Here is a 24,711-nt window from a genome sequence, read left to right as displayed (position 1 = left end):
TTTGTAGCCCGGCCAAGCGAAGCGCCGCCGGGATGCACAGGAATTACCAGATATCAGCCGCAATCCCGGTCACAAGACGCACTTTATCCCACTGCTGCTGCTCGCTCAGGCTGTTCCCCTCTTCCGTCGAGGCAAATCCACACTGCGGGCTCAGGCAAATTTGATCCAGCGCGACATACTGTGATGCTTCTTCTACGCGCGCTTTCACACCCTGTGGGTTTTCCAGTTCACCGTTTTTGGTGGTGATAAGCCCCAGCACGGCTTTCTGATGCCCAGGACGAATAAAGCGCAGCGGCGCAAAATCACCGGAACGGTCGTTGTCATACTCAAGGAAGAACGCATCAACATTCACGCGACCAAACAGAATTTCCGCCACCGGCTCGTAGCCGCCTTCAGAAATCCAGGTAGAGCGGAAGTTACCGCGACACACGTGCAGGCCAACGATCAGATCGTCCGGTTTTCCTTCCAGCGCGCGGTTCAGCACGTCGGCATAGATAGCCGCCAGCTTATCCGGGTCGTCACCGCGTTCACGTACCTGACGGCGCTGGTCGTCAGAGCACAGGTATGCCCAGACGGTGTCATCCAACTGCAGATAGCGACAGCCTGCATCATAAAATGCGCGGATAGCGTCGCGCCAGGTGTCCGCCAGATCGTTAAAGTAATCGGCCAGATCCGGGTATACGTTGGCATCGATATCTTTACGACCACCGCGGAAATGCAGCACGCTCGGGCTTGGGATAGTCATTTTTGGCGTGGCATCACCGCTGATGCTCTTCAGGAAGCGGAAATCTTCGAGCATGGGGTGCTCGCCAAAGCCCAGCTTACCGGTCACGCGAATGCCGTGGGCACGCGTTTGTACCCCGTTGAACTGGATGCCCTTATCGGAGTCGTAACGCTCTACGCCCTGTAGTCCATCAAAGAAATCAAAGTGCCACCAGGCGCGACGGAATTCACCGTCGGTGACCACATGCAGACCGCAGTCGCACTGATGCTGCACCACGCGCCGAATCTCGGCATCCTCTACGGCACGAAGCTGCTGCGCGTTGATTTCGCCGTTAGCTAACTGCTGGCGGGCTTCTTTAATCGCCAGAGGGCGTAAAAAACTGCCAACGATGTCGGCGCGATAAGGGGCGTGTTGATGTGTCATGCGATCTCCTTACTCCATCAGGCAAACTCGTTGCCCTGAGTGATAATTTATTATTTGAACCATTTAGACTTCTGGATGGCTATATGTCCAGATAGTGTCATTTGGCTGTCACTCAGGCAAACGAGAAATCTTCATGGCTATTGAAAAATTTTCATGATCCCGATTGAAAGACAAATCCTTCATCCTGCCAACCGGTGATACCGCCAATCATAATTAATACAGGTATTTTCATGTGCGAATATTCCAATCGTCCGTGTACTGCACATTCCCGTCACAGTATTTCCAGGTGATACGCTCATACATCAGCGACACCGCTTCCATGTGATTAATCTGCGCATTCCCGGCCATCTTAGCGTTTGGCATACCTGGATTCACACCGGTAACCTTCACACCCTCGATTGTCATGATGAAATAACACTCTTCTTGCCCTGCATCATTAATACGGTACCAACGTATTTCGGCGCTTTTCAGCTTCTGTCCAGTCGCTACCGCTTTGTAGAGGTAAGGAGATGAGGAATCGAACTCTTTCTCAATCAGCATCGGCGAGTGGCTGCGCTTACCTGTTATAGTGCCGTTAACACTATCGACCGGCAGATTTAGTCCGTGACTGAATCCGATGACTTCGATGCTACCCTCGCGATTCTGTACATCTACAGAACCTTTTATGTCAGCACCGCCATCGTCTTTAAGCCACATGTAAGCTGGAATAGGCATATTATTAATTCCTTTTAAAAGTGATTTTGTTTGTGATTAACCAATAACAGGTAATAGTCAAGAGCAAGTGAGATATCACGATTGATACCAGTTCGAATCCTGAATACATCCTATTAGAAAATAGCGATTCATATGGCAGCACGCGGAACAAACTCCAAAACAGAAAAGTAAACCCGAATATTTTTGCGAATCTGCGGAATGCTGATGACACACACACTACAAGAAGGTTCACATAATGAGTTTTGTTCACGATCCCTATATAAACAGTGGTAATCACGCTCAGAACAGGAACACTAATTAGCGTATTTATTAGTACGCTGAAGTATTCTGATAGTGATTCCCAAACCTCTGCGTCCGGTTCCCCTAAAATAAAGTGCGTAACCTTATCAGCGCTCTGGTAATCGAACCGTTTCATGATTGAATCAACCAGCCCTTCATAAGGAACCCACTTCATAACAGCAACCATAATGACAATAAATAATGCTATTTTAATGAATAAGCTAAGGGCATGTCGTGCCATTGGCAACCACCTCTATCGTCCCGTAAGATTTCAGTTTTTTCATACAGGGGACGTCTACCTTCGTCGTTCTTAGCAACGCATTTCGGAGCAAGGCAAAGTCTGAATCATGCGCCAACGTGATGCATCCATCCGAGAGCACGCCAGGGTGCAAGCGGAAATTACCCCGTTTAACGCTTTCTATCCACATGTAGTCATCGATATTCCAATCATCTCGCCACAACGCAAACCACTCCGAATGCTTGAACGTAGCACCACTCGCAAAATGATTATACATGTCCCTGACACCCGCATTTACTCTTGATTTCACACCGCCTTCCGGACGGTCAACAATCCAGTATTTACCCGCAGGAATTGGCCCATTTCCCGAAATCGTCGCACATGCCCCCTTATTCCTGTATATGCCATTACCGGAAAATGCCATAAACGTACCCACTCCATAAATAGAAAGCGGAGAATAATCAGCGCCACTAATAATAAATGTCCCTTTCAGAGTCATAAACTCACCTGCTGTTCCTTTAAAAACATGATTCTACAGAACACTGGTACGGCGAATTGATTATGCGTGCTTATTCAAGCTCTATTTTCTGGAGGATATTTAATACAACTAAATACCCAACAACGAATCACTCAGTATTTAGCCACGGATATCAACATGCCTATTCTTCCGGGGCATAAATCATGAACTTTGACGAATATTTACCACAACGTTCGAGGGAAGGAGTGAAAATCCGTCAGGAGAAATTTAAAATGTTCATGATCCCGATTGAAAGGCAAATCCTTCATCCTGCCAACCGGTGATGCCGCCAATCATAATTTTCACCGCGCGCCCATGCGCGGCCAGTTTCCACGCAGCCTGATCGGCACCGTTGCAGTGCGGCCCCGCGCAGTAGGCCACAAACAGCGTATCCTCAGGCCAGGCCTGCATACGCTCAGCGGTAATATCCGCGTGACGCAGGTGAATGGCTCCGGGAATGTGACGACGTTCGAACGCTTCTACACTTCCGACAACGTGCAGCAATACGAAATCAACATCAGGTTGTTGCATTGCCGCATGGACATCCGCACAGTCGGTCTCAAAGCTCAGTCGCTGGCGGAAATGCGCCAGGGCATCAGCGGGGCTGGCAGCAGGATACTCAGTCACGTAACTCATCGTTTATTCTCCGGTTCTGTGTTACCACTATGGCAACGACCGAATGAGTATAAACAGGCTTCCCATGCGACAACCGCCCGTAGAGATGACAGAAAACAGCCAGAAAATGACAAACTGCGCCCCGTTGGTGGTTGTACTTGCCTATGACGGGCTGTGCACCTTTGAATTTGGCGTGGCGGTAGAAATTTTTGGCTTACCGAGACCTGAAATGGGCGATGACTGGTACCGCTTTTCCGTGGCCGCCGTTGATAACGGTGAGCTGCGGGCAACGGGCGGCGTGCGGGTGATGGCTGACGGAGATTTAAGCCTTCTGGGGAAAGCTGACACCATTGTCGTTCCCGGCTGGCGTGGAATGGATGCCGAGGTCCCGCCGACGCTTTGTCTGGCACTCCGGCAAGCCCACGAACGAGGCTGTCGGGTGCTCTCTATCTGCTCCGGCGTTTTTGTCCTGGCGGCAGCCGGTCTGCTTGATGGCAGACGCGCCACTACCCACTGGCGCTACGTTGAACAGCTTCAGACGCGCTACCCGGCCATCGATGTAGTTGAGGATGTGCTGTATATCGCCGCCGGAAACGTGCTGACCTCTGCGGGCAGCGCGGCAGGCATCGATCTCTGCCTGCACGTTGTACGGTTGGACTATGGCCTTGAGGCAGCGAATCAGGTAGCGCGGCGGCTGGTGATTCAGCCGCATCGTGACGGCGCACAGAAGCAGCAGATAAAACAACCGGTCGCGAGGGATCGTGAAAGCCTGCGTCTCGGGATGCTATTTGATTATCTTTATCAGCATCTGGCGGAAAGCCATAGCGTAAGTTCGCTCGCGAAGCGTGTGGGCATGAGTGAGCGGACATTTCTGCGGCGCTTTCAGGATGCCACCGGAAAAACCCCTGCCCGCTGGTTGCTGGACGAGCGGCTGCTGCATGCCCAGTACCGTCTGACCAACAGCCGTGATAGCGTCGAAAAAGTGGCGGAACTCAGTGGCTTCGGCAATGCGAAAAATCTGCGTTTTCGTTTCCAGCAACATTTTGCAACAAGCCCGCTGGCATACAGAAAAAAATTTACTGCAACAAATAATTAATTAACAAACGGTGGCGTTAGTCTAAGTTTAAATCAGTAGGCTTGTAGGTGCTCGTGATGAGAATCGTTAAAGAGGAGGTCATCATGCTGGATAATATGCAAGTGTTTCTGGTTGGAATGGGGCTCATTCTGCTTTCCGGTTTCCTGACTGCCTATTTTAGCGGAAGATGGAATGATTAACGGCCAAAAAAAACCGCCAGTCATACTGGCGGTATAAATGCTTGCATGGATAGATTTTTTGTTTCTACAGTCATCCGCTCTTCCTGATTAGATAACCGTTGCTGGGCATAACTTTAGCACCGTTTTATTCAACTAATGCTAAACGACAAGTACATTATTCAGCCCTGATTGCTTCCACGCTTTTTTACTCCGACAGCTCGCCTGACGACCTGCCCATGGTCTGCCAGAGCGGGATTCCTGTAGGTCCTGATGTTCAGGTCGATTCGACCAGATAGACTCACGACGCGTTTTGAGCGGGGATGTTTTCATGGTTGCCTCCGGGCTGAATATCGAAATTAAATCCATTAACTCAACGATTTACACAGCGATAATAGCAAGCCGAATGGTGAGTTTCGTCAACAACCTCACGTATTTGTAAAGAGTGCTCGCCCCATTACAATAATCAATTTACCTTTTCACCCTACCGAATATGTCAGGTTGTGTAACTGTTAACATTTCGTAAAAATAGCGCCGTTGTCCTTCCTCCAGGAATGATAGCAAGAATGCTCTATTTTGACGTACTTGACCCGCCAGACCTGTGTGCGGGTTTTTTTTATATCTATTTTATGATGCCTGGCACCAGGCTCGGTGCCAGGTATTGATTTAGCAGCGACGTTTATTCACTTAAGCCACGGTTTTTCAGCATCGCCGCAATAAGCGGATCGTGGCCACGCCAATCACGATAAAGCGTTTCTAAATCGCTACTGTTTCCGCGGGACAAAATAGCTTCACGGAAACGCTGACCATTTTCACGATTCAATCCGCCGTGCTCGACAAACCATTGGTAACCGTCATCTGCCAGCATCTGCGTCCATAAATAGGCATAGTATCCCGCGGCATAACCACCGCCGAAAATATGCGAGAAATAGCTGCTGCGATAGCGTGGCGGCACTGCGGCAAGATCCAATTTCTCTTTAATTAAAGCCTCAGCTTCAAACTGCTCAACATTTTGCGGTAGCGCATTGACGTTAAGGCTATGCCAGTTCATATCCAGCAGCGCCGCGCTCAACAATTCCGTCATATCGTAGCCTTTATTAAAGTTTGAGGCGCGGAACAGACTCTGACGCAGCGCCTCTGGCATCGGCTCGCCGGTTTCATAGTGACGGGCATAGTGGGCAAAGACGTCAGGATGACTCGCCCAGTGTTCGTTGATTTGCGAAGGAAACTCAACAAAATCACGTGGCGTGCTGGTGCCAGAGAGCGTGGCATAACGTTGATTGGCAAACAGCCCATGCAGCGCATGGCCAAATTCATGGAATAACGTGATCACATCGTCCCAGGAGATCAGCGCGCTTTTACCGGCGGCGGGCTTCTGATAGTTGCAAACGTTATAGATAACCGGACGCGTTCCCAGCAGAGTGGACTGCGGTACAAAATTGTCCATCCACGCCCCGCCGCTTTTGCTATCTCGGGCGAAGAAGTCGCCGTAAAACAGCGCCATCCCCTCGCCATTGGCGTCGAAAATCTCCCAGACGCGGACATCCGGGTGATATACCGGCAGGTCAAAGCGTTCGATAAATTGAATACCGAACAACTGGCTTGCGGACCAGAAAACACCGTCAATCAGGACGCGTTCAAGGGCAAACCAGGGTTTAATCTGGGCTTCGTCGATAGCGTATTTATCCCGACGAACCTGCTCTGAATAGAACAACCAGTCCCACGCTTGCGCCTCAAATGAGGCAGATTTGCTATCGATAAGGGCCTGAATATCAGCAAGTTCGCTTTCCGCGCGCGCTCGTGCCGCTGGTGCAATCTCGCGCATAAAATCAAAGGCCGCTTTTGGCGTTTTCGCCATTTGATCAGCCATGCTCCAGCTGGCATAGTCATCATAACCGAGCAGTGCCGCCTGGCGCGCACGGAGGGCCACCAGTTTCAGCAGTTTTTCGCGGGTGTCATTGTTGTCCCCCTGCTGATTACGCGCCCAGGCCGCTTTAAACAATTTTTCACGCGTATCGCGTCGCTGCAACGCTGCCAGCGCAGGTTGCTGAGTGGTATTGACCAGTGGAATAAGCCAACGCCCGGTTAACCCGCGGTCTTCAGCGGCACTCGCCGCCGCCGCGATTTCATCATCGCTAAACCCCAGCAGCTCGTCTGCGCTTTCTACCACCAGGCCGCCATTTTTCGCCGCGCCAAGCAGACACTGGTGGAACTGGCTACTTAGGGTTGCCGCTTCCGTGTTGAGGGTTTTCAGCTCTGCTTTTTCCACCGGGCCAAGTTTGGCCCCGGCCTGAATAAAGCGTTGATAAACCACCTCTACCAGACGCTGAGACTCCGCATCCAGGCCGAGAGAATCACGCTGCTGCCACACGCTTTCAATACGCGCAAACAGGGCATCATTCAGGTAGATGTCGTTAGCCAACCCAGCAAGCTCTGCCGAAAACGCTTCATCAAGACGCTGTATTTCATCGTTGCTATGCGAGGCCGCCATCGCAAAGAAGACCGCGTTCACGCGTGAGAGCATCTCACCGCTCTTTTCAAGCGCCACAAATGTGTTATCGAAGGTGGCTGCCGCGGGGTTATTGGCAATGTCGGCGATCTCCTGACGCTTGCGCTTGAGCGCTTCATCAAAAGCCGGGCGATAGTGGCTGTCGTTAATCGCATCAAACTGCGGTGCCTGGTAAGGTAACGTACTACTGGCAAAAAATGGATTCATGGCCGACATCTTGTGCTCCTGAAAATAACAGGCTTCAGAGTAACAAGCCCCTGATAGACCGCAATGGTTTTACCCGAAAAAACGACTGTTTTTCCCTATAGTGACAATAGCGTATTGAGGAAATTCAAGAAATAGACAGGCTGGCAGAACGCTATCCGCAGGAATGGTGTTGATTGAAGGCCGTTTACCTTCTATGGGCATCGGCCGTTTCCCGTGAAACCATGGGCTCAGCAGACGCAGTCGTCGTTCAGGGTTTCAGCACGCCAATCTCAACAAGCGCCTGTGTAACCAGTAAGACGAACATGATTGCAACAATTGGAGTGTACATGTTGAACCTCCGGCGAACGTCGCTATAGAGAGTATAGGATATAGCGGCTTAATCGTCTCATGCCGAAGACCAGGCTGGCAAAGTGGCAGATTTTGCTGGTTTTTTGCTGAAAGAAAAAATCTCATTACAAAACAGATGATTGAAAACTGCGTGTTCTGCTATCGTAGATAGCACACTAACGCGTTGAAGGAACAGAGAGATGATCGTACTGGTAACCGGAGCAACGGCGGGTTTTGGCGAAAGCATTACGCGCCGTTTTATTGCCAACGGACACAAAGTGATTGCCACAGGTCGCCGCAATGAACGTTTAAAAGCGCTCAAAGATGAATTAGGCGATAGCGTCCTGACCGTGCAGTTGGACGTGCGTAACCGCGCGGCCATTGAAGAAACCATTGCTAACCTGCCTGCAGAATGGCGCGATATCGATATTCTGGTCAACAACGCCGGGCTGGCGCTGGGTCTGGAGCCGGCGCACCGCGCAAGCGTTGAAGACTGGGAAGACATGATCGACACCAACAACAAAGGTCTGGTGTATATGACGCGTGCCGTGCTGCCAGGTATGGTCGAGCGCAATCGTGGGCACGTGATTAATATTGGTTCCACCGCGGGTAGCTGGCCTTATGCGGGCGGTAACGTTTATGGCGCCACGAAAGCCTTTGTGCGTCAGTTCAGCCTGAACCTGCGAACCGATCTGCACGGTACAGCCGTTCGCGTGACCGATATTGAGCCGGGCCTTGTCGGGGGAACCGAATTCTCCAACGTCCGCTTTAAAGGCGATGACAGCAAAGCCGGTAAAACCTACGAAAATGCCAACGCGCTGACGCCAGAAGACGTGACGGAAGCGGTATGGTGGGTAGCGACGCTGCCAAAACACGTCAACATCAACACCGTTGAGATGATGCCGGTCAGCCAGACTTACGCAGGCCTGAGCGTTCATCGCCAAAGTTAGCATTTTAACGCAACCCGACCACCGGTCGGGTATGGGCTCGGCGGCAAAAAAAGCGTAAAATAACAGCTTAATCAGCTGATAAGAACGACTCAATGGCCGCCGAAACCCAACTGAACCCAACACAACCTGTTAACCAACAAATTTATCGCATTCTGCGTCGCGATATCGTGCACTGCCTTATTCCGCCAGGCACCCCGCTTTCAGAAAAAGAGGTCTCGTTGCGGTTTGACGTTTCCCGCCAGCCGGTACGCGAAGCGTTTATTAAACTCGCTGAAAACGGTCTGATTCAGATTCGCCCGCAGCGCGGCAGTTATGTGAACAAGATTTCACTGTCTCAGGTTCGTAACGGTTGTTTTGTTCGCCAGGCCATCGAGTGTGCCGTCGCTCGCCGGGCCGCCACCATGATTACCGATGCGCAAAGCTACCAGCTTGAGCAGAATCTGCATCAACAGCGCATTGCCATCGACCGTCAGCAATTAAATGATTTCTTCCTTCTCGACGACGAATTTCACCAGTTGCTGTCAAATATTGCCGATTGTCAGCTAGCCTGGGACACCATCGAAAATATTAAAGCCGCCATCGACCGCGTGCGTTATATGAGCCTCGACCATGTATCCTCTCCGGAAATGCTATTAAAGCAGCATCATGAAATCTTTGATGCGCTGGAAAAACGTGATGTCGCAAGAGTGGATAAAGCGATGACTCAGCATCTTCAGGAGATTGGGGAATCCGTATTGTTGATTCGCCAGGAAAACAGCGATTGGTTTAGTGAAGATTAATGGAACAAGGCCTTCAATAATGAAGGCCTTATTTTTATCGAATCACCATGGTTGGGATATTCGCGTAGCGCAGAATAGATTCGGCGTTCGAGCCGAGCAGATGCGTCGAAATACCGCGCTGACGAGAACCAATGACGATAGCGTCGTACTCACCGGTTTTGCTTAACGCAATCACTTCATCACGGATATTGCCAAAGCGCACGTCGGTGTGCAGACGCTCTGCGGGCATATCAAAGAGCCGCTGCAGGTTTTTCATCTTTTTGACGGATTCCGCCTGCATAAACTCTTCAAACTTTTTAATATCCGCTGCGAAGCCGCGTAAAATAGAACGATTGCTGTTGGGCAATACATTTAATAACGTAATCTCACCCGCTTCGCCCGCCAGATAAACGGCATGACGAATCGCTTTATCGCTTAAATCCATTTCAAAAATATCTACAGGCATAAGAATTTTTTTGTACATAGCCCGAGCTCCTTATTCCAGAGGTTCCATTATTCTTTCGCTATAACCATGACATATTTATGACTATGTCGATAGCATTAATTCACCAAAATGATAGTTTCGATGTGAAAATAACCGTCCATTATTTCAAATTATTTAAAGGAACATAAAGAAGCGTCATCCTGCTATTTTTTGTAGGCTGGATAAGCGAAGCGCCATCCGGCCTACCGCTCACAGCCGTTTCCCGCTAATTACGCTCAGCTAGCTGCTGAACCTCTGCCCATACGCCATCATCAACGGGAATACCGGAACGTATAAAGTTGGCGCGGTTACGCATTTCCATTTCCCCTGGATAGAACACTTCGTGACAACCTTCCGCCGGTGTTGAGGTTTTCACGTAATCAGCCACGCTTTTGGCCATCGTTTCACTCCATTCCGCACCACCGAAATGTGTCGGGTCAAAGACCATATAGACCTGACTTGCCCCGGTGCAGCTGCCCTGCTGAACCTTGTCAATCTCGTTGGTTGGGGAGCCGGCCGTCAGAAATGCCGCCATCGCATCAAGCAGAATCGCCATACCCGAACCTTTCCAGTAGCCCGTCGGCAGAATACGCATCGACTCTTCGATTTGCCCCGGCTCATCCGTCAAATTCCCCTCTTTATCGTAACCACCGGGGAATGGCAGTTTTTCACCTTTCAGCCGCGTGACTTGAAGTTTGCCGTAGGCATATTGCGACATGGCCATATCCAGGACCAGCGCTCCCTCCTCCATAGGCACCGCCATGACAAAGGGATTATTTCCCAGGCGAGTATTTTTTGCTCCCCAGGCAGGCATACAGGATTCCGTATTCGTCCAGCACATTGCCGCATATCCTTGCTGGGCGGCTTTCCAGCCGTACGTACCACCCCGCATCCAGTGGGTGGTATTGCGCATGCCGACAATGCCAACGCCATATTCTTTCGCTAACGCCATAGCCCGTTCAGTGGCAAATAACGCGTTGGTAATGCCAATACCTCGACAGCCATCATATATTTCCATGGAAGCCAGCGATTTAATTAACTCAGGTTCCGCCTGAATATCGACCCAGCCTTTATTAACGTAATCAACAAACCGCACTACGCGATTAAGCCCATGAGAGAAAATTCCATCACAGCTGGTTTCAGTATGAATCTGGGCACAAATATCTGCCTGCTTCTCACTTAGCCCAGCATTGAGAAATGCTTGTTTAACCGTACGCTTCATTTCACTAAATGAAATTTTTGTCATGGTTTAATCTCCAGTCCAATAAGTCATCAGGATAACATCATTACAGCAACTACCATACAAGTATGAATGAATAAAAAAAGCTATCACGGTCACAAAACGACCGCTAATGAGGGTATAAAGCGATGACGCATAATCCACAGGGGAAATAACGATGAGAGGCGATGCCAGAAGAATAGAAGGAAAGCGTGCCGCCAGAACGGCGGCACGAAAAGCGTTTACTGAGCGGCAGCAGCGACGGTCGCTTTTGCGCCCTTGTTCAGCAGCGACAGATAGGCGCTCGTCACCAGGTCCACAAACTTCCCTTCCTGCGGCAGGTCTTTGCCGAAGATAGCTTCGATTGCCAGCAGCGCTTTCACGCGAGATTCACCTTCTTCGCTCTGCTGTACCGCCGCCTGAATCACCGGCAGCAGTGGGTCGCACACTTCGATAGCGTTGCCCTGCTCATCGACGCCGCCGACGTAGCGCATCCAGCCAGCCACGCCCAGCGCCAACAGCGCGAAGCTGCTGTTATCCGCCAGATGCCAACGCACAGAATCCAGCATACGCTGAGGCAGTTTCTGGCTACCGTCCATCGCAATTTGCCAGGTACGGTGGCGCAGTGCCGGGTTGGTATAGCGTTCGATTAACAGGTCAGCATAGCGCGCCAGATCGACGTTCTGCACTTTCAGCGTTGGAGCCTGCTCTTTCAGCATCAGGTCATGCGCCGCGCGACGGTAATTTTCGTCACCCATGCAGTCGTTGATATGCTGGTAGCCCGCCAGATAGCCCAGATATGCCAGGAAGGAGTGGCTGCCGTTCAGCATGCGTAGCTTCATCTCTTCGAACGGAATCACATCGCTGACCAGCTCCGCACCCGCCTTTTCCCACGCCGGACGGCCAGCCACGAAGTTATCTTCGATAACCCACTGACGGAATGGTTCACATGCCACGCCTGCCGGATCGCGAACGCCGGTCAGCTGTTCAATTTTGTCCAGCGTTTCTGGGGTAACGGCAGGCACGATACGGTCAACCATGGTCGATGGGAACGTTACGTGTGACTCAATCCAGTCGGCCAGACCCGCATCGACAGCGCGCGCATAGGCGCAGACAACGTTACGCATCACGTGACCGTTCTCTGGCATATTGTCGCAGGACATCACGCTGAACGCCGGCAAGCCAGCAGCTTTACGACGCGCAAGCGCTTCAACAATCACGCCAGGAGCGGATTTCGGCTGATGCGGGTTTTGCAGGTCAGCCACAATAAATGGGTGATCGAGCATCAGTTGGCCGGTAGCCGGAGAATGGCAATAGCCTTTTTCGGTGATGGTCAGGGAGACAATCGCGACCTGAGGTTCACACATTTTTGCCAGCACGGTTTCCAGACCATCGACCTGGGCGTGCAGCGCTTCTTTGACGACGCCCACCACGCGGGCAGTCCATGCATCCGCGGACATTTCCGCCACGGTGTATAAATTGTCCTGATGATTCAGGTCGGCAATCTGCTGCTCACCGCCGATCAGGTTAACTTCGGTATAACCCCAATCGCTGCCGTGTTCTGCGGCCAGAATATCGGCATAGACAGCCTGATGGGCACGGTGAAATGCGCCAAAACCGAGGTGTACAATGCGCGGCACCAGTTTGCTGCGATCGTAAGTTGGGAGAGTTGCCTTAGCGGTTAATAGCTTATTCTGCATCTTTTTGACTCGCTGTAGAGAATGTTGATTGCCATACTAGATTAACGAGTTCATCTGAGGAGATTTTGATTTGCGTTAATATATTGGCGATTGGTATGACATGATTTTTAAGTTGTGTGACAGCATAGGCAAAAGTCATCGCTTCTTACCCATGCTGTCACGGCAGGACGTTAGTTTACCTGCGCAGGGCGGCTCAGCTTGCTGCCCGCTTGCTGCGGTTCGTTCCACAAATCGTCATAAGAATACCCGGTCAGGTCCTCTACAATGCGGCGCGTTTCTGGGGTCACATCGTGTTTCGAACCTTTCGCTTTCAGACGCTCTACCTCATCTACAAAGATTTTGTGCGTGCGTTTATTGAGTCGGAAAGTCACGGCCTGCCACAGCGCAACCAGCAGCAGACCCGCCGTCCCAATGAATAGCAGCATCGCAATCGTATTCACCGCGCTTTCTGGCTGTACCTGGCTTCCCTTCACAAAGCCCCCTTCTTGCAGCATCACACCCACGATAAAGGTTGCGATGGCTACCGTGGTTTTACGAGAGAACGTCATTACCGCGGCAAACAGGCCTTCACGACGCTGGCGCGTGATCATCTCATCAATATCCGGGATGAACGGGAATACGTTCCACGGCGTGAACTCCAGAACGCAGCGGCCGACCTGATACAATGCCGCCAGCACGACCAGAATGGTGATTTTATTATCGGTCGGGAACTGGTAAACCATAAACAGCCCGACCAGGCACAGCATCATCAGGGTATAAGCGAAAACGTACAGACGCGATGGACCAAATTTAATGATGGCCACCCCGGCCAACAGCGTTACCGGCAGACCGACAATACTCATCGACAGCAGCGTCCCGGACAGCGATGGCGACACGTTCAGGCAGTACACGCAGAAGAAGACAAATACCGTGTTATAGACATCTTTCGCCGTAAACGAGAACAGATAGATCGCCAGATGTTTCCTGAACGCACGAACCTTCAGCGTGGAAAAATACTCTTTAAACAGGTTTCCAACGGCGGCAAGTTTCTCGATAAATGAGCGCGGTTGGCGATCGCGTTCCAGCTCGGCCAGCATCTCTGGCGTTAACTCGCGCTCCCAGGTCACTTTCCAGGAAATAAACACGCAGAACATGAACAGCACCGCGAAGACCACACCGTTAATAAAGTAGGCATGCGGATCGTGTTCGCCAAAATGACTGATTAATAAACCCGGAATAAAGGTGGCGAGGAAGGTCCCGGATGCCGACAGGAACATACGGCAGGTAGAGAGCTTGGTACGTGAGTTAAAATCCTTGGTCATTTCAGACGGCAGCGTCTCCCACGGGATTAACACAACGGCCGCAATGATTTCAAAGGCCAGGTATACTGCCAGGTAGAACCAGAAGCTCATTCCGGTAACCCATAACAGAATATAAACCAGCATCAACGGCGCCCCGATCAACAAGAAGAAACGGCGACGGCCAAAACGCTTACCGAGCGGGTTTTTATAAAAGTGGTCGGTAAAGCTCCCCATAAACAGGCTGACGACCGCATCAACAATACGAGCAATCGCAACAATAGAGGCCGCTTCAACCGGCGATAAACCTACAAATGTCGTGTAAAAGAATAAAAGCCAGGCGCCGATAACGGTAAATGCACCGCCGCCCATAATATCTGTTAAGCCATAGCCGATACTGACAGGGATTGTTATTTTTCTATTAGTACGAGACATGTTCTACCCTCATGTAAGGAAGGACGTTAGAATCGGAAATAATTAACGGCGTTATCGTGATAAATATTTTTAATCATCCGCGTTAAGATCCTCTCATTATCAGGAACCTCGCCGCGGTCAACCCAACCACCAATTAAGTTGCAAAGAATACGGCGGAAATAATCATGGCGGGTGTAGGACACCAGGCTACGGGAATCCGTCAGCATGCCGACAAAGTGCATTAATAATCCCTGGTCAGCCAGGCTATTGAGCTGATTTTCCATGCCACGACGGGTATCGTTAAACCACCAGCCAGAACCGAATTGCATTGGCGATTTCACACCGTCTTCACCCGACTGGAAGTTGGCAATAGTGGTCGCAACCACGTCGTTGTAGCTGGCATTCAGGTTATAAAGAATGGTCTTTGGCAGACCCTTATTCTGCGCCATAGCGTCCAACAAGCGGTTTAGTCCCGCGGCCAGATGAGTTTGATCGGCAATAGAGTCAAAGCCGGTATTGATCCCCAGCTTGCGCAGCATCTGACTGTTATTACTGCGGATAGCGCCAAAGTGAATTTGCATCGCCCAGCCGCGCTCTTTGTATTCGCGGGCCTACATGACAAACAGAGCGCTATTGAGCTGCGCGGTCTCATGAAGGCTCAGCGATTCGCCGTGACGCTTCTTGCGGAACAAGGCGTCGATGCTGGCGGCATCGGCTGGCTGATACTCGATAGTGACCGGGCCATGATCCGAGATGCGGCACCCTGTTTCGTGGAAATGGTCGATTCTCTTAGCCAATGCCGCCGAGAAGTCGCCAAAAGCGAGGATCTCCGTTTCCGTTATCTGCGCGAGTTTGTCGGCAAACTGAGAAAATGCCTGCGCATCCTCGATAAAAAGGTCATCCGGGCGGAACGTTGGCAGCACCTGTGTTTTGAAGGTGGTATCCTGCTTGAGTAGACGATGATATTCCAGCGAGTCTAACGGTGCGTCGGTGGTGCAAATCACGGCCACGTTCGAACGTTCAATTAAGCGGCGAGGTTTAAAATCATCGGTTGTAATTTGTTGATTACAATGCTGCATTACCTGCTGCCAGTTTTCGCTGCTCAACATGTCATTGCAGCCGAAATATTTATTTAGTTCCAGATGGGTCCAGTGATACAGCGGATTACCGAAAGCAGCTTCTACGGTTTCCGCCCAGGCTTTAAATTTCTCCTCCGCCGTTGCTGCCCCGGTAATATAATGCTCTGAAATACCGTTAGCACGCATTGCGCGCCATTTATAATGGTCTCCGGCCAGCCATAGCTGGGTGATATTATCGAAGTTCTTGTTTTCGTAGATCTCTTTTGCATCAAGGTGACAGTGATAGTCGATAATCGGTAATTGAGCGGCTACATCTTTATATAACCGAGCACCAACGTCACTCTCGATCATGAATCGATCGTTAATAAAGCTCATAATATTTTATTAACCTAATGTGTATGGGTTGAGGATGTCATTTTTATAATTAACAGCCCATCACCCTAAAGCGATGGGCAGGGTTTTAAGCATATTGTTGGTTGGTTTTCTTCTCTTCTGCAGACTGCATATCGGCAGCATCTGAGGCAAGGCTAAGGTCGCGGTCGCAAACTTCCGGCATCATCAATGCAGAAATAAGGCCAATCAGCGAATAGCAAACCAGCATGATGACAATCGGATACCAGGACCCCGTCATGTTGCAGAAAATACCTGCAAGTACCGGTCCAAAACCAACGGCCACCAGACCACCCGCCTCTTTCGAGATAGCCATGCGAGTAAAACGATTACGAGAGCCAAACATTTCTGCCATCGTAATATTTTCCAATGCAAACAGCCCCAGCACCGCGAAGTTATGGATAATGATAATTGACAGCATAATCACGCTAGCGCTGTAGGTTTTATCCACGATAATAGCCAGCATAGGGTACGCAAGAATAATGGCTGAAATGCTCAGTAAGATGTAAGGCAGCCGGCGACCATATTTATCCGACAACCAACCGAGCAGTGGAATGGTCAGGAAGCCGATAATGGAGCTAATCATTAGCGCATCTGTTGGGATCTTTTTATCAAACAGCAGTGTCTGTACAAGATATCCCGCAAGAAAGGTCTGAATTAACCCTGAGTTCCCCGCCTGACCAAATCGAAGCCCAGTGGCCAGCCAGAAAGATTTACTGCGAAGCATAGCGCCAATGGTGTTATCACTCGCCGGAGAGTGGCTAACCAAAGCGTCCCCTTCGCTGACTTTCTCAAATACCGGGCTCTCCTTCAGATTCAGACGCAGCCAGATAGCAAAGATCATCACCACAACGCTTGCCAGGAAAGGCACGCGCCAGCCCCACGCCACCAGCGCTTCACGATCGAGCAAGAAGAACATCACGGCCCAGATAGCGGTCGCGCTCAGCGTTCCGCAGTTTGTACCCATCGCAACTAAAGACGAAATTAACCCACGTTTGCCTTTGGGGGCATATTCCGCCAGCATCGTCCCCGCACCTGAAATTTCAGCGCCGGCACCCAGCCCCTGAATGACGCGTAATGTCACCAGCAGTACAGGAGCAAAAATGCCAATCTGTGCATAGGTGGGTAACACGCCAATCAAGGTAGTACATATTCCCATCATGGTGATGGTAATAAATAACACCTTTTTACGTCCTACGCGGTCTCCCATCTTGCCGAAAATAACGGCGCCAATAATGCGCGCAATATATCCCGCGCCGTAGGTCCCCATCGCCAGAATTAATGCCATTGCCGCAGACTGTTCTGGGAAAAATATCTCATGAAAAACTAATGCCGCACCTAAGGAATAGAGTTGAAAATCCATAAACTCCAATGCAGTTCCAAGCCAACCAGAAACAGCGGCTCTCACTAAATCAGATGTCGTTCTTTCATGTGTTAATTGCGTCATTGCAGTCATATCCAGGTAAGATGCGAACAGCTCAATCGCATTATTTAATTTTATTTATCGAACGTAAGCAGGACCTTACAGCAAGATTTTTGGTCTTTCTCAAACAGTTCGATTGCATCAATTACATGGTGATAATCGAAGTAATGCGTTATTAATTTATCAGGATCAATTAACCCTTTTTCCAGCCATTCCAGTACCACCGGGAATTTATTCGCATTCAGGCGTGAGGAGAAAATGGACAGTTCTTTACCGGTAATGCCCTGCTGGGTAATTGTCGATGGGTCGCTTGAGAAGCCCATCAGCACAATACGCGCCGCCGGAGAAGCCAGCGTAATGGCCTCCTGCAGAATCGTTGGATGACAAGCGGCATCGACAATAAGCGTCGGTTTGATCCCCTTTTCTTCCAGCCAATCCGCAAGCGGTTTATCACCATTGTTGATAACCCAGTCAGCACCGCAACGCTCTGCCATCGCCAATCGTTCATTTATTCTATCGACGACGATCGCTTGTTTAACGTGATAGACGCCTTTGAGCGCCTGCAGGGTCGTCAATCCCATCGGGCCTGCGCCATAAATTAATGCCACGTCAGCTTCCGTTGGCTTAACCTGCCCGGTAACGTTCGCCGCGATGGTAAAAGGCTCAACCATCACCGCATGGTGGTCGGCAATATTGTCGGCGACCAACCAGGCATTTTTTGCCGGTACCACCGCATATTCGCTAAAGCCACCATCACGATGGACACCGAGCACCACCAGAGAAGTACATACGTTAGGTTTCCCCACCGAGCACGGATAGCAATGACCACAGCTAATGACCGGGTCGATACATACGCGCTGGCCGATTTTCTTATCGGTGACACCTTCGCCAACCGCATCAATCACGCCGTAGAATTCATGCCCGATAACGCGTGGGTAACGGGCAAACGGGTTGTGGCCGCGGTAAATATGGCTATCGGAACCGCAGATACCCGCCAATTTTACTTTTACGCGCACTTCGCCGATTCCGGGCTCCACCCGTTCCCGCTCTTCAATCACGAGCGCATTTGGCTCTTTAATCACTATGCTTTTCATTCTGGATTCCTTATTACCAGTTCCACAGCGTGCCATCTTCCAGTCGTGCTACCGGCAGGTAGGCAGGTTCATACGGATATTTTGCTGCCAGTTTTTCATCAAACTCGATGCCCAATCCTGGTTTGTCGCCAGGGTGCATATAACCGTTATCGAAGGTCCAGCTATGCGGGAAGACTTCCAGCATCTGCTCGGAATACCCCATATATTCCTGCACGCCGAAGTTTGGTACCCACAGGTCAAAGTGCAGCGCAGCCGCCATGCAAACTGGAGAGAGATCCGATGGTCCATGAGAACCGGTGCGTACCTGATAGAGCGAGGCAAAGTCGGCAATACGGCGCATACCGGTGATGCCACCCGCGTGGGTAATGGTGGTGCGGATATAGTCAATCAGCTGTTCTTCAATCAGCTGTTTACAATCCCAGATGCTATTGAACACTTCGCCAACCGCAATCGGAGTAACGGTGTGCTGGCGAATCAGACGGAAGCACTCCTGGTTCTCGGCTGGCGTTGGGTCTTCCATCCAGAACAGGCGGTAATCTTCGATGCTCTTACCAAAACGGGCCGCTTCAATTGGGGTCAGGCGATGGTGCATATCGTGCAGCAGGTGTTCGTCAAAACCGAACTCGCTACGTACGGCATCAAAAAGTTTCGGCGTGAAGTCGAGGTATTTCTCGGTCGACCACAGCTGCTCTTCCGGCCACTGCCCTTTGGTAGCGGGTTCGTAGGCCAGACCTTTACCTTTGGACATCCCGTAGGTGGTTTTCATCCCCGGTACGCCGCACTGCACGCGAATGGCTTTGAATCCCATCTCTTTATGACGCGCGTAATCTTCCAGCACTTCATCAATGGTACGACCGGTCGTATGACAGTAAACCATCACGCCTTCGCGGGACGCGCCACCCAGCAACTGGTATAGCGGCATGTTGGCGGCTTTGGCTTTAATGTCCCACAGCGCCATATCAACCGCCGAGATAGCGGACATGGTCACCGGGCCGCGACGCCAGTAGGCGCCTTTGTAGAAGAACTGCCAGATGTCTTCAATGCGGTGCGCATCGCGCCCCACCAGCTGCGGGCACAGATGATCCTTCAGGTAGGAGGCAACGGGCAACTCGCGACCGTTTAACGTTGCATCACCGTAGCCAACCAGGCCGCTATCGGTGGTAATTTTCAGCGTGACGAAGTTACGTCCAGGACAGGTTACAAAAACCTCAGCACCCACAATTTTCATCTTCAATCCTTAAATTCACATCTCATCGGTTAGTGAGGCGAACTTACGCCTCAGTCGACTACCATACAAGTATAAATATCGAAAATTACCAGTGAAGATCACAAAAATTCAGCGGTGGGCTGCAAGAGAAATGATGGGTAATACGAAGAGAAATGAGGCAGTGCGGCCCTCTCAGGCCGCATATTAGCTACGTCCCCAACCGGCGACAATAATCAGCATTCCGCACAGCGCTACCACGGCACCAAGCCAGTCGTACAAGGTGAGTTTTTCACCTTCGACAACCCGCAACCACAGCAGCGCGGTGAAGATATAAACGCCACCGTAGGCCGCATACACGCGGCCGCTGGCAGCGGGATGTAGCGTTAAAAGCCAGACAAACATTGCCAGCGCAAGCCCCGAGGGGACCAGCAGCAAAGGCGTTGCTCCCCGCTTCAACCAAAGCCATGGGAGATAACAGCCAATAATTTCGCACAGCGCGGTGGCAAAAAAGAGTAGAGAAGTCTTTAACATCGTTATTCATCATCAACATACGAATGGCCTATCATACCCAAATATCAAGCACATTCGACCACGCTATTTTCACGGGTATGCCGGTGGTGAGAGTTGTAGTAGACTGGCTTAAGGAGTTATCGTTTTCACTACGTTAAAGGAACTCATCGATGAAAATTACACTTAGCAAACGCCTGTGCCTGACGGCTATGCTGACGCTGGGTGCCTTTGTGTACACCGCCTCTGCTTCTGCTGAAACCAACAAATTGGTTATTGAATCTGGCGATAGCGCACAGAGTCGCCAGAACGCGGCGATGGATAAAGAGCAATGGAACGACACCCGTCAGCTGCGTCAGAAAGTTAACAAACGCGCTGAAAAAGAGTGGGATAAAGCAGATGTTGCTTTTGATGCCCGTGACAACTGCCTGAAAAGCACCAACGTGAACGCGTACTGGGAGCCAAATACCCTACGCTGCCTTGACCGCTCAACCGGGCGAGTCATCAGATAATATTAAAAAGGGCGCTATTTAGCGCCCTTTTCTATTCAATATCATTAGCTTAATAATACTGAATGGTGTTCTTAATCGTGTAATGTTCAGTGACCGATGGGGTCACACTCTGGTCAACGATGGTCAGATCGCAGCTCACAGGGTTGTCATGTCGGTCATAGTCGCAGCTCTGGGTTACGTTTCCCGCCGGCTTCTTATTGAGCAGGCTCACCGCGGTGTAGTTGAGCTTTTTACGGGCGTCCTGCGACGGCGTTGAGATAACCGACAGCGTGATACCTTTTTGCGTTGACACCTTGCCCAGCGGATAACCTTCACTATCGTAATGGTAGTCCACCTCGCCGTCCTTACCGAGCGCTTTCACCACGAAGCCATTGTCATCGGTCTCCCATTTGACGCCCGCCGACGGAAACTCAGACAGCTGGCACTTCCCCTGAAGAAGGACACGCTTTTCATGGGTGACACCATCAAGGTAATAGTTAGCATTCAGGACCAGCAGCGCGCCGGTATCCTGCTCAATATCATGAAATTCAAGCAGGTCGAAACACCCTTCCTGTGACAGCTGCGCGCTCACGCGTTTCGCCACCTCGCCTTTCTCATTGAGCAACGTCTGGCTGAAATCCTTAACCGGGCCGCGCAGCGGGTCAAAATCAAACTCATTAGAAAAACTTGCCATTTCTGGAGTGAATGCCGCAGGGGGATTATTGTTATCACAGCCAGCGAGTACGGTCATCACGCAGGCCAGTAAGATCAGTTTCTTCACGTCACAATCCTGTTCTAGAAATTTTTCCAGTTCTATTAGCACGTTAATAACAATTCGCACCCTCACCTGCGCGTTCTCTCATGGGCACGCTTTCTGGCTATGAGCCCCGGTGATCTGGCATGAATGTATTTATAGTATGGCTATATTAATCAATATCGTAGCATAGCCGTTACCAGGATGTTCCCCATTACTTTAAAGGGGAATAGAACCATGATGCTTACACGAAGGCTTTGAGCAGAAACTAAGCGTAGTTTACTTTGGTCTACCTGTAACCTGGCGATTTCGCTACATAGGTTGTCACCTTTGCGTCGGTAATCCGCCTGTTGATTGAGCAGGATAAAGGAAGTCGAACGCAAAGGAGAGTCGCCATGTTACAAGAACCATCGCAAAAATATTCCCCCCATATTCCCATCTCGCTGCCTGACCGCCAGTGGCCGAATAAACAGCTAACTCAGGCCCCACGCTGGCTTTCCACCGACCTGCGCGACGGTAATCAGGCGTTGGCGGAGCCGATGGATTCAGCACGAAAATTACGTTTCTGGGAGCTGTTGATCAGATGTGGTTTTAAGGAGATTGAAGTGGCCTTTCCTGCCGCGTCAGAGACCGATTTCCAGTTTGTTCGCCAACTGATTGAAGACAACCTGATACCAAAAGATGTCACAATTCAGGTGCTCACCCAGGCGCGTACCGATCTGATTGAACGCACCTTCGCAGCACTTGATGGCGCGGAGAGCGCGACAGTGCACCTGTATAACGCTACTGCACCCCTTTTCCGTGAACTGGTGTTCCGCCAGAGCAAAGAAGAAATCATCCAGTTGGCTGCAAGCGCAACGCAAAAAATTCGCGCACTGTGTGAAGCTAACCCACAGACCCGATGGCGCTATGAATATTCCCCGGAAACATTTTGTTTTACCGAGCCTGATTTTGCCCTGCAAATTTGTGAGGCGGTCGCTGATGTCTGGGAACCCTCCCCTGAAAGGCAAATGATCATTAATCTGCCTGCGACCGTTGAAGTGAATACCCCGAATGTGTACGCCGATCAGATAGAGTATTTTTGCCGCCATTTTTCACGACGCAATGCAGTTTGTATCAGCGTGCACCCGCATAATGACCGCGGATGCGGTGTCGCCAGCGCGGAGTTGGCCATACTCGCAGGCGCAGACCGCGTAGAGGGGTGTCTGTTTGGTAACGGTGAGCGCACGGGGAACGTGTGTCTGGTTACGCTCGCAATGAACCTCTACAGTCAGGGAATATCGCCGAAACTTGATTTTAGCGATATGAAACACGTCGTCGAAGCGGTCGAACAATGTAACCAGCTGCCTGTCCATCCGCGTCATCCTTATGCCGGTAAACTCGCCTTTACTGCCTTTTCTGGTTCGCACCAGGACGCTATCAAAAAGGGATTCACCGCACGGGGACAATCCGCTAGTGAGCGCTGGGAAATGCCTTACCTTCCCGTCGACCCAAACGATATTGGCTGCAGCTACGAAGCGGTGATTCGCGTTAACAGCCAGTCAGGGAAAAGCGGTGCGGCATGGATATTAGAGCAAAATCACGGTCTGAAACTCCCGCGCCGTCTGCAGCAGGACTTTAGCCACCATGTGCAAAGACAGACGGATAGCGATGGTCGCGAAATGACGCTGGCGGATATCTGGCACTTATTCCGTAAGCTTTATATTCGCTTTCAAGCAGCCGAGTGGCAATTGCTGGAATACCAGAGTGAAAGCCTGGAGGACGGCGGAACGTCGTTTCGTGCGCGAATTCAAACAGCAGATGGCACCATAGCGTTAAAGGGAAAAGGTAATGGGTTGCTTTCAGCTGCCGCCGATGCACTGAAATCGCAGTGTAAATTGGCCTTCGCGATTGAAGACTATCATGAGCATACGCTCGGCAGACATAACGAGAGTCGGTCTGCGGCCTATATTTGCTGTACGTTTGCCGATGGTGAAAGCCGCTGGGGTGTGTGCATCAACAACGATGTTGCCCGAGCGTCATTGCAGGCATTGCTGAATGCCGTGTCACTTTATCCGCGTGACTGAAAGTAATCACTTGGGGAAGCCCCCAGAATACGACGGAACATGGCACTAAAAGCGCTGTGGCTTTCATACCCGAGTTCCAGCGCCACGCGTAAAACCGATTGTCCTTGGGCAAGATAATTGAGGGCAATCATCAATTTTGCGCGCCGCACCCACTCACTGAATGACAGCCCCGTTTGTCTTTGGAAATGCCGTAACAACGTTCTCTCACTCATGTTGAGCTGGGCCGCGGCCATCGCGGCGGTCCAGGATTTACCGGGTTCGTTCTGAATCTGCTGACACAGCGTCTGTAGTGCGGGGGTTTTTGGTTCAGGAAGATTAAACGGCAGCACGTTCATTACGCGGATCTCATCCAGAATCAGTTCATAGATTCTTTCTTCACGGGTTCCGGCTGCGTAATGTGTGGGCAACGACAACGAATTAATAATCAATTCTCGCAGCAAATCTGAAATCTGAACAACCTGGCAAACTGAAGGTAAGTCAGCCCGGGCAAAAGGATCGATAAACAAGGTTCTGGCGGCAACGTTGCCTGTTATCTTAAGGCAATGATGCGTCCCTGCTGGCAACCATACACCCCGACTAGGCGGGACAATCCAGTATCCCTGCTCCGTTTCGACCCTTACGACACCACTCAGCGTGTGCAGCAACTGCGCGCAATCATGACGATGCCAGGGTTCCGTCGCACCGTGAGGGTAATCATGGGCAAAAGGAACCAATGGCCGCGTAGAGAAGTTAAACTGAAGGCTCGTCGTCATCATTTTATTTCTGAAAAAGAAATGAAAGTAGCATAGAAATTGTAATGTAAGGAAGTATGGTGTAGACCGTTTGCGGTAAAAGGGAACGCTGTAGCGTGGAACACAGAGGTACTCATAGCCCCCACTTCCGTTTATCTTGAGTATATATTGTTGCCACTACAATCCAGTCATTAATAATTAAAAAAGAAAAACAGACCAAAATAATTAAATAAATCAGCCACTATGTGAACCCTTAATTAAATTAAAATAACATCTCGTAAAATGGATGTATTTTCTTTTCTCATAGACGAGATTTTACTTGTTATGATATAATATCAAAGAAGAATATACAGGTTAATACCC

The 24,711-nt window shown here is 50.6% G+C and carries 22 protein-coding genes and 1 pseudogene; 6 read left to right on the top strand and 17 right to left on the bottom strand.

What is annotated here, in order from left to right:
• Window positions 1–43: 43 nt before the first annotated feature.
• From RDN66_RS17470 to RDN66_RS17455, 4 genes are all read right to left on the bottom strand, one after another.
• Complete coding sequence (locus RDN66_RS17470; protein ID WP_123651963.1) at window positions 44–1,147, bottom strand: cobalamin-independent methionine synthase II family protein; 1,104 nt, start codon at window positions 1,145–1,147, stop codon at window positions 44–46.
• A gap of 228 nt (window positions 1,148–1,375) precedes the next feature.
• Window positions 1,376–1,861, bottom strand: coding sequence for an Hcp family type VI secretion system effector (locus tag RDN66_RS17465; protein ID WP_035895746.1), 486 nt, complete (start codon window positions 1,859–1,861; stop codon window positions 1,376–1,378).
• 500 nt (window positions 1,862–2,361) lie between these two features.
• Complete coding sequence (locus RDN66_RS17460; protein ID WP_202217958.1) at window positions 2,362–2,877, bottom strand: DUF2778 domain-containing protein; 516 nt, start codon at window positions 2,875–2,877, stop codon at window positions 2,362–2,364.
• Between the two features lie 255 nt (window positions 2,878–3,132).
• Window positions 3,133–3,531 carry a rhodanese-like domain-containing protein gene (locus RDN66_RS17455; protein WP_202217957.1) on the bottom strand — a complete coding sequence of 133 codons (399 nt, stop codon included), beginning with the start codon at window positions 3,529–3,531 and terminating at the stop codon, window positions 3,133–3,135.
• A gap of 85 nt (window positions 3,532–3,616) precedes the next feature.
• On the opposite strand from RDN66_RS17455, the gene ftrA reads away from it, so the two are divergent.
• Entirely contained in the window at window positions 3,617–4,606 is a 990-nt protein-coding gene (ftrA, locus tag RDN66_RS17450; RefSeq protein ID WP_202218111.1) for a transcriptional regulator FtrA, read from the top strand.
• Between the two features lie 83 nt (window positions 4,607–4,689).
• Window positions 4,690–4,785, top strand: a complete 96-nt coding sequence (gene mgtS / locus RDN66_RS17445; protein ID WP_147281533.1) for a protein MgtS — start codon at window positions 4,690–4,692, stop codon at window positions 4,783–4,785.
• A 138-nt stretch (window positions 4,786–4,923) separates the two neighbouring features.
• On the opposite strand, the gene RDN66_RS17440 is transcribed toward mgtS, so the two are convergent.
• Together RDN66_RS17440 and dcp are read right to left on the bottom strand one after the other, a co-directional pair.
• Window positions 4,924–5,094 (bottom strand): hypothetical protein, encoded by a 171-nt coding sequence (locus RDN66_RS17440; protein WP_185064505.1) that lies wholly within the window; start codon window positions 5,092–5,094, stop codon window positions 4,924–4,926.
• A gap of 346 nt (window positions 5,095–5,440) precedes the next feature.
• Window positions 5,441–7,486 carry a peptidyl-dipeptidase Dcp gene (gene dcp, locus RDN66_RS17435; RefSeq protein ID WP_202217956.1) on the bottom strand — a complete coding sequence of 682 codons (2,046 nt, stop codon included), beginning with the start codon at window positions 7,484–7,486 and terminating at the stop codon, window positions 5,441–5,443.
• A 518-nt stretch (window positions 7,487–8,004) separates the two neighbouring features.
• Between dcp and ydfG the strand changes: the two genes are divergently transcribed.
• Together ydfG and RDN66_RS17425 are read left to right on the top strand one after the other, a co-directional pair.
• The gene (gene ydfG, locus RDN66_RS17430) at window positions 8,005–8,754 is read left to right on the top strand and encodes a bifunctional NADP-dependent 3-hydroxy acid dehydrogenase/3-hydroxypropionate dehydrogenase YdfG (protein WP_035897125.1); all 750 of its coding nucleotides are present in this window, start codon (window positions 8,005–8,007) and stop codon (window positions 8,752–8,754) included.
• Window positions 8,755–8,846: 92 nt separating this feature from the next.
• Window positions 8,847–9,533, top strand: coding sequence for a GntR family transcriptional regulator (locus RDN66_RS17425; RefSeq protein ID WP_035897123.1), 687 nt, complete (start codon window positions 8,847–8,849; stop codon window positions 9,531–9,533).
• A gap of 34 nt (window positions 9,534–9,567) precedes the next feature.
• Here RDN66_RS17425 and RDN66_RS17420 read toward each other — a convergent pair whose 3' ends face one another.
• From RDN66_RS17420 to RDN66_RS17380, 9 genes and pseudogenes are all read right to left on the bottom strand, one after another.
• Window positions 9,568–9,996 (bottom strand): universal stress protein, encoded by a 429-nt coding sequence (locus tag RDN66_RS17420; RefSeq protein WP_035897121.1) that lies wholly within the window; start codon window positions 9,994–9,996, stop codon window positions 9,568–9,570.
• 226 nt (window positions 9,997–10,222) lie between these two features.
• Window positions 10,223–11,242, bottom strand: coding sequence for a 3-dehydro-L-gulonate 2-dehydrogenase (gene yiaK, locus RDN66_RS17415; protein ID WP_202217955.1), 1,020 nt, complete (start codon window positions 11,240–11,242; stop codon window positions 10,223–10,225).
• Between the two features lie 215 nt (window positions 11,243–11,457).
• Window positions 11,458–12,915: a mannitol dehydrogenase family protein gene (locus RDN66_RS17410; protein ID WP_123651957.1), complete on the bottom strand. Its 1,458-nt coding sequence runs from the start codon at window positions 12,913–12,915 to the stop codon at window positions 11,458–11,460.
• A gap of 170 nt (window positions 12,916–13,085) precedes the next feature.
• Window positions 13,086–14,627 (bottom strand): MFS transporter, encoded by a 1,542-nt coding sequence (locus RDN66_RS17405; protein WP_202217954.1) that lies wholly within the window; start codon window positions 14,625–14,627, stop codon window positions 13,086–13,088.
• A 26-nt stretch (window positions 14,628–14,653) separates the two neighbouring features.
• Window positions 14,654–16,060, bottom strand: a pseudogene (uxaC, locus tag RDN66_RS17400) (glucuronate isomerase).
• A gap of 85 nt (window positions 16,061–16,145) precedes the next feature.
• Window positions 16,146–17,522, bottom strand: a complete 1,377-nt coding sequence (locus RDN66_RS17395; protein ID WP_202217952.1) for an MFS transporter — start codon at window positions 17,520–17,522, stop codon at window positions 16,146–16,148.
• A 50-nt stretch (window positions 17,523–17,572) separates the two neighbouring features.
• Window positions 17,573–18,592 (bottom strand): Zn-dependent oxidoreductase, encoded by a 1,020-nt coding sequence (locus RDN66_RS17390; RefSeq protein WP_308538076.1) that lies wholly within the window; start codon window positions 18,590–18,592, stop codon window positions 17,573–17,575.
• Between the two features lie 13 nt (window positions 18,593–18,605).
• The gene (gene rspA, locus RDN66_RS17385) at window positions 18,606–19,820 is read right to left on the bottom strand and encodes a starvation-sensing protein RspA (RefSeq protein ID WP_035894546.1); all 1,215 of its coding nucleotides are present in this window, start codon (window positions 19,818–19,820) and stop codon (window positions 18,606–18,608) included.
• A 183-nt stretch (window positions 19,821–20,003) separates the two neighbouring features.
• Window positions 20,004–20,330 (bottom strand): YnfA family protein, encoded by a 327-nt coding sequence (locus RDN66_RS17380; RefSeq protein WP_202217950.1) that lies wholly within the window; start codon window positions 20,328–20,330, stop codon window positions 20,004–20,006.
• 149 nt (window positions 20,331–20,479) lie between these two features.
• Here RDN66_RS17380 and RDN66_RS17375 point away from each other — a divergent pair, with 149 nt between their 5' ends.
• The gene (locus RDN66_RS17375; RefSeq protein WP_035894544.1) at window positions 20,480–20,818 is read left to right on the top strand and encodes a DUF1283 family protein; all 339 of its coding nucleotides are present in this window, start codon (window positions 20,480–20,482) and stop codon (window positions 20,816–20,818) included.
• A gap of 49 nt (window positions 20,819–20,867) precedes the next feature.
• On the opposite strand, the gene RDN66_RS17370 is transcribed toward RDN66_RS17375, so the two are convergent.
• Window positions 20,868–21,578: a YnfC family lipoprotein gene (locus RDN66_RS17370; RefSeq protein WP_123651952.1), complete on the bottom strand. Its 711-nt coding sequence runs from the start codon at window positions 21,576–21,578 to the stop codon at window positions 20,868–20,870.
• A 368-nt stretch (window positions 21,579–21,946) separates the two neighbouring features.
• On the opposite strand from RDN66_RS17370, the gene leuA reads away from it, so the two are divergent.
• Complete coding sequence (gene leuA / locus RDN66_RS17365) at window positions 21,947–23,617, top strand: 2-isopropylmalate synthase (RefSeq protein WP_202217949.1); 1,671 nt, start codon at window positions 21,947–21,949, stop codon at window positions 23,615–23,617.
• Here leuA and RDN66_RS17360 read toward each other — a convergent pair.
• Window positions 23,602–24,369, bottom strand: a complete 768-nt coding sequence (locus RDN66_RS17360; protein WP_035894540.1) for a helix-turn-helix domain-containing protein — start codon at window positions 24,367–24,369, stop codon at window positions 23,602–23,604. The genes leuA and RDN66_RS17360 overlap by 16 nt on opposite strands.
• Window positions 24,370–24,711 lie beyond the last annotated feature (342 nt).

Source organism: uncultured Kluyvera sp. (genome assembly GCF_902485085.1).
Lineage (GTDB): Bacteria > Pseudomonadota > Gammaproteobacteria > Enterobacterales > Enterobacteriaceae > Kluyvera > Kluyvera ascorbata.
Note: the sequence above shows the minus strand (reverse complement) of the source record. Positions and strands in the feature narration are given on the sequence as shown.